5 protein-coding genes and 2 pseudogenes are annotated in these 5,877 nt (G+C 72.8%); 6 read left to right on the plus strand and 1 reads right to left on the minus strand.

Translation table 11 applies throughout. From position 1 onward, the window contains the following. The 6 genes and pseudogenes from ABZ281_RS33905 to ABZ281_RS33930 all read left to right on the plus strand — a co-directional run. Positions 1–494: pseudogene (locus ABZ281_RS33905) on the plus strand (hypothetical protein); the annotation flags it as partial. Positions 495–617: 123 nt separating this feature from the next. After that, positions 618–1,259 carry a GntR family transcriptional regulator gene (locus ABZ281_RS33910; RefSeq protein ID WP_356661777.1) on the plus strand — a complete coding sequence of 214 codons (642 nt, stop codon included), beginning with the start codon at positions 618–620 and terminating at the stop codon, positions 1,257–1,259. 46 nt (positions 1,260–1,305) lie between these two features. Next, positions 1,306–2,322 carry a 1-aminocyclopropane-1-carboxylate deaminase gene (locus ABZ281_RS33915; protein WP_356661779.1) on the plus strand — a complete coding sequence of 339 codons (1,017 nt, stop codon included), beginning with the start codon at positions 1,306–1,308 and terminating at the stop codon, positions 2,320–2,322. 114 nt (positions 2,323–2,436) lie between these two features. Beyond that, positions 2,437–2,840: pseudogene (locus tag ABZ281_RS33920) on the plus strand (VOC family protein). A gap of 303 nt (positions 2,841–3,143) precedes the next feature. Further along, positions 3,144–4,181 carry a LacI family DNA-binding transcriptional regulator gene (locus ABZ281_RS33925; RefSeq protein WP_356661781.1) on the plus strand — a complete coding sequence of 346 codons (1,038 nt, stop codon included), beginning with the start codon at positions 3,144–3,146 and terminating at the stop codon, positions 4,179–4,181. A 408-nt stretch (positions 4,182–4,589) separates the two neighbouring features. Next, positions 4,590–5,168 (plus strand): helix-turn-helix domain-containing protein, encoded by a 579-nt coding sequence (locus ABZ281_RS33930; RefSeq protein ID WP_356661783.1) that lies wholly within the window; start codon positions 4,590–4,592, stop codon positions 5,166–5,168. A gap of 56 nt (positions 5,169–5,224) precedes the next feature. Here ABZ281_RS33930 and ABZ281_RS33935 read toward each other — a convergent pair. Beyond that, on the minus strand, positions 5,225–5,877 hold a 653-nt coding region (locus tag ABZ281_RS33935; RefSeq protein WP_356661785.1), incomplete at its 5' end, for a TerD family protein.

Below are 5,877 nucleotides of genomic sequence, written 5' to 3' on the forward strand. Positions count from 1 at the left end.
GTCAGCGACATCATGTGCGCGCCCCAGATCGCGTGCATGACCTTCTGCGCGTGCTTCGGGCCCGCGCCGACGCCGCGGCGATCTTCGGCACGGCGCTCGCCCTGCGGGCGGAGCGCGCGGACCTGGTCGAGTTCGGCTCGACGAGCGACCGCGTGAGGTTCCGCCGGGGCGAGTCGGTGCTCAAGATCCTCGACCGCTTCGGCGACCTGGGCGGCACCGACACCACGGAGGCGGTGCGCCGGCACTACAAGAAGCACGACCGGGTACTGATCGTCACCGACGAGCAGTACACGCACCACCACCGGGGCGACCCGACCGAGCAGATCCCGGCCGGTGTGCCGGTCTACACCTGGAACCTCGCCGGGTACCGGGCGGGCCACGGCCCGTCGGGCACGGGTGACCGGCACACGTTCGGAGGGCTCTCGGACGCCGCCTTCCGGATGGTTCCGCTGATCGAGGCCTCCCGGGACGCCGACTGGCCCTGGGCGGCCTGAGGGGCGACAGGCCGTGGCCCGCGCCGCGAGGGGAGGGCGGGCCACGGTTCTGTGCGCGGATCTGTGTGCGGGCGGGTGCGCGGCCCTTGTTGAAGGGCGTACTGACATCTAACATTTCAGTCCATGGAAGCCATCCGACCCGTGCCCCGCACCCTGCTCAGGGACCGCGCGTACGAGGCGATCAGGGACGCCATCGTGGCCGGCGAGATCGAGCCGGGTGCGGCGGTGCGGGACGCCGAGCTCGCGGAGCGGCTCGGGCTGTCCCGGGCGCCGGTGCGCGACGCGTTCTCCCGGCTGGTGGACGAAGGGCTGCTGGAGAGCAAGCCGCAGAGCTACACCCGAGTGACCCCCCTGGTGACGGCCGACGTCCGGGACGCCGCCGCCGTCGTCGGTGCCCTGCACGAACTCGTGGCGAGGGTGGCGGTGCCCCGGCTGGATGCCGCCGACCTCGCGGTGATGCGCGCGGCCAACGAGCGGTTCGCCGCCGCCGTGTCCGCCGGAGACGTGGACGCGGCGCTGCGGGCCGACGACGACCTGCACGACGTCCTCGTCCGGGTGAGCGGCAACCGCGCGGCTGCCGCGACCGTCGCCCGCTTCACCCCCCTCATCCGCCGCCTGGAGCGACGGCGCTTCGGCGAGGGCGGCAGCTGCCGGTCCGCCGGGCTGCACGAGCGGCTGATCGAGGCCTGCGCGGCCGGTGACGCGGACGCGGCGGTGCTCGTCACGGCGGAGATCTGGCGAGGGCTCGAGGAACTCGCCGACTGAGACCGGTCGGCACCGGCCGACGATCGAGACCGACCCGGGAGGACTCATGTCGCTTTCCTCGTACGAGCGTTACCCCCTGCTCTTCGGGTCCTCGCCCCTGCACCCCCTGGAACGGCTCACCGCGCATCTCGGCGGCGCCTCCCTCTGGGCCAAGCGCGAGGACTGCAACTCCGGTGTGGCGTACGGCGGGAACAAGACCCGCAAGCTGGAGTACCTGGTCGCCGACGCGCTCGCCCAGGGCTGCGACACCCTCGTGTCGATCGGTGGCGTGCAGTCCAACCACACCCGCCAGGTCGCGGCCGTCGCCGCCCGGGCCGGGCTCAAGTGCGTGCTCGTGCAGGAGAGTTGGGTGGACTGGCCCGACGCCGTGTACGACAAGGTCGGCAACATCCTGATCAGCCGGCTGGCCGGGGCCGATGTGCGGCTGGTCGAGGCCGGGTTCGGCATCGGCTTCAAGGAGAGCTGGGAGCGGGCGCTCAGGGAGGTCGAGGAGGGCGGCGGGAAGCCGTACGCCATCCCGGCCGGGGCCTCCGACCATCCGCTCGGCGGACTCGGCTTCGCCGGGTGGGCGTACGAGGTCGCCGAGCAGGAGCGGGAGCTGGGCGTCTTCTTCGACACCGTCGTGGTGTGCTCGGTGACCGGGTCGACCCAGGCCGGCATGGTCGCCGGGTTCGCCGTGCTGGAGGAGGCCGGCGGGCGGCCCCGGCGCGTGCTCGGCATCGACGCCTCGGCGAAGCCGGCCGCGACCCGCGGTCAGATCGCCCGTATCGCCGACCGCACCGGGCAGCTCATCGGCCTGAAGCGCGAGGTGACCGAGTCCGACATCGAACTCGACGAGCGGTACCACGCCGGCGTCTACGGCGTCCCCGACGAGACCACTCTCGCCGCGATGCGGCTCGCCGCCCGGACGGAGGGGATGGTCACGGACCCCGTCTACGAGGGCAAGTCCATGGCCGGGATGATCGACCTGGTGTCGAGGGGCGAGATCGGGCGCGACTCCACGGTGCTCTACGCCCACCTGGGAGGGCAGCCGGCGCTGAACGCGTACAGCGCGCTGTTCTGACGGGCGGCCCGCCGGGTGTGCGGGGGAATCATCAGGGTGGGCCGTCGGGTGCGCGGGGAGTCATCCGGCGGGCCGTCGGGTGGTCCGGTCAGCCGACGTCCTGGAGGAGCCGCCATGTCCGACACACCAGCCGTTCGTGAACTCCGCCTGGTCGTGACCGCGACGACTACGACGCCGCGCTGCACTTCTACCGGGACGTGCTCGGCCTGACCGAGCAGGGCGCGTTCGCCTCGGAGGACGGGCGGGTCACGATCCTCGACGCCGGGCGGGCCACCCTGGAGCTCACCGACCCGAACCGCGCCGCGTTCATCGACGAGGTCGAGGTGGGGCGGCGGGTGGCCGGGCACATCCGGGTCGCCTTCCAGGTGGACGACTCCGGCGCGACGACGGCGAAGCTGGCCGCGGCCGGAGCCGAGGTCGTGGCCGAGCCGACGCGCGCTCCCTGGAACTCCCTGTACTCCCGCCTCGAAGCGCCGGGTGCGCTTCGGCTGACGCTGTTCACCGAGCTCGGTGAGTGACGGGGGCGGTGGATGCGGGGTCTGGGTGGTCGGCCGGGCTGCGACCGCGTTCGCTTCGCCTTCGCGTGGGGTGTGGGTCGGGGCCGCGCCGGGGGTCCGTCCTCGGAACGGCGCGATGGGCCCCGATACCGACTGACTGTTCGTTGACGCGCCAACCGCTGCGGGCGGACGCCCTCCGACACGGCCCCTTCTCGCCGTACGCGAGTGCGGGAGCGCGGTGGCGTCTGTGGCGGTGGGGATGCGGAGGGCATCCGTCCGGCTCCCCCTGCCGGGCAGGCTCCCGTGGCGGATACAGTGCTGGACGTGTGGACGGACAATCAGCGTGCGGAGCCGAGTGCGGAGCGGTCCGACGGTGCCCGGCGCCGGGCCACGATCCACGACGTCGCACGGCTCGCCGGAGTGTCACGCCAGACGGTGTCGCGGGCGGTCAACGACAAGGGCGAGATCGACGCCGGCACCAAGGAGCGGGTCCTGGAGGCGGCACGGCTGCTGGACTACCGGCCCAGCCGGTTCGCGCGCGGGCTCGTGCAGAAAGGCGCGGTGACGGCCGGTCTCGTGATCCCGGACCTGCGCAACCCGTTCTTCCCCGAGGTGGCCGCCGGAGTGCTGGAGGCGGCCGAGCAGCGCGGCTGGCAGGTCGTCGTGTGGGACTCCCGGATCGACGAGGCCAGGGAGCGGGAGGCGCTCGACGTGCTCTCCCACCAGGCGGACGCGGTCGTCGGCTACTTCAAGGGCCCGGACGACGTGCTCACCCGGCACCTCGGAGGCGTGCCGCTGGTGCTGCTGGAGCGCGGCCCGCAGCAGACCCGGTTCGCGGCCGTGGGCATCGACGCCGCCACCGGTGTCGAGCGGGGCATGAACCATCTGTTCCGCGCCGGGCACCGCAGGATCGGCATGCTGGACGGCATACACGGCCCCGGCCCCCGCAGACAGGCCTTCCTGGAGCAGACACGGCGGCTCGGCCTGCCGGTCGACGAGGACTGGGTCGTGATGTGCCCCGAGCACAGCGTGGCGGGGGGAGAGGCCGGCATGGAACGGCTGCTGGCCCAGTGGCCCGACGTCACCGCGGTCTTCGGCTTCAACGACCTGGTCGCGGTCGGGGCGATGCGCACCGCCCGTCGGCGTGGCCGGAGCGTTCCGGAGGACGTGGCCGTGCTCGGCTTCGACGGCCTCTCGCTGGGCGAGCTGGTCGAACCCGCCCTGACCACCCTGCATATCGACAAGCGGCAGCTGGGACGGCTGGCCGTGGAGCAGGTGGCCCGGCTGCGCGCGGGCGAAGAGCCGCTGCGGGGCGCGGACGCGTGGGTGACACCCGAACTCGTGGTGCGCGACTCCGGCTGACCCCCCGTAGATCAGCCTCGCCGTTCCCTTGACACCGGATTTCGGGCCCCCGATGCTCGCCGGCAACGCTCGCGTGAACGTCCACGGACACTCGCAAACCCCCACCGCGAGACGTCGGCTCGACCACCACGCGCCTCATCCAGGAAGCCTTCCCCCCATCCCCGTGTGAACGGGCCCGCGGCAGCGCCGTTGGTGGTGGAGGGGACGGCCGCGAAGAGGACCACCGGCCGCAGGTGCGGCACCACGACCCGGAAGAGGGTCTGCCAACAGCGTCGTGGTGTTCCTGTTCGGGGCACGGCACTTCCTGCGGGCCTTGGCGGCGCGGGCGATGAAGATGTAGGGGCCGGGTGCCGGCGCGCCGTCTCGGTAGAGTGCGGAGAAAGTCCCCGGTTCGTGAGGAGTGGTCGCGTGGCGCAGGTCAGGCCCATGCGGGCGGACGCCCGGCGCAACCACGAGCGGCTGCTGGCGGTCGCCGCGGAGGCCTTCGCAGAGCACGGCGAGGGCGCCTCGCTCGACGACATCGCCAAGCGTGCCGGGGTCGGCTCCGGCACGCTGTACCGGCATTTCCCGACCCGGCAGGCGCTGCTGGAGGCCGCTTATCTGGACCGTGTCGAGGCGATCGCGGCCCGGGCCGGTGTGCTGGCGGAGGAACTGCCGCCGGGCGAGGCGCTGGGGGAGTGGCTGTACGAACTGGGCGCCGGGATGATCCGGATGCGGGGGCTGAAGGTGCTGCTGGGCCCGGCCGTCACGGACTCCGGCGGCTCCCTTGTGAACACGGCCTGCGGCGACTCGGTCCGGGCCGCGGCGGGGCGGCTGGTCCGCGCGGCACAGGCGGAGGGCACGCTGCGGACGGACGTCGAGCCGAGCGACGTGCTGCGGCTGGCTCACGGAATGGCGACGGCATCGGAACTGGCGGACGGGGAGGACCGGCACCTCCGGCGGTACCTGACGCTGCTGATCGAGGGACTGGGAGCGCGGCGCCGCTGACATGGTGAGCCGGACGCCCCCTGGGTGAGGGGGCGTCCCCGGAGGCCGGTGGCGGGTTACAGCGCCTGCGCCGCCGGCTTCACCATGCCCCTCACCGTGCGGGACTTCACGAAGTCGCCCATGGCCGTCATCTCCCACTCGCCGGAGAACTGGCGGATGAGCTTGGCCATCAGGACGCCGGTCTGGGGCTCGGCGCCGGTCAGGTCGAAGCGGACCAGTTCCTCACCGGTCGTGCCGTCCAGAAGGCGGCAGTAGGCCTTGGCGACCTCGGTGAACTTCTGGCCGGAGAAGGAGTTCACCGTGAAGACCAGGCCCGTGACCTCCTGGGGCAGGCGGCCGAGGTCGACCATGATGGTCTCGTCGTCCCCGCCGCCCTCACCCGTGAGGTTGTCGCCGGAGTGCCGGATGGCACCGCCCACGATCTGGAGCTTGCCGAAGTAGCAGCTGTCGATGTGGTTGCGCTGCGGCCCGTAGGCGATGACCGAGGCGTCCAGGTCGATGTCCTTGCCGCGGTACGCCGGTTCCCAGCCGAGCCCCATCCTGACCTGGGAGAGCAGGGGGAGGCCGCCCTTGATCAGGGACACGGTCTGGTTCTTCTGGAGGCTGACGCGGCCCTTGTCGAGGTTGATCTTCCCGGCGCCGGGCGCGGGCGGGGGAGGCGTGGCCGGGGCCGCCGGGGGCGCGGCGGGGGTGGAGACGGGCGGAGTCC

This window comes from Streptomyces sp. NPDC006265 (assembly GCF_040613555.1).
Lineage (GTDB): Bacteria > Actinomycetota > Actinomycetes > Streptomycetales > Streptomycetaceae > Streptomyces.

Excerpts from the sequence above, each read along its gene's own strand:
- ABZ281_RS33915 (WP_356661779.1), top strand. The coding sequence starts at position 1,306 with ATGTCGCTTTCCTCGTACGAGCGTTACCCCCTGCTCTTCGGGTCCTCG.
- ABZ281_RS33910 (WP_356661777.1), top strand. The coding sequence starts at position 618 with ATGGAAGCCATCCGACCCGTGCCCCGCACCCTGCTCAGGGACCGCGCG.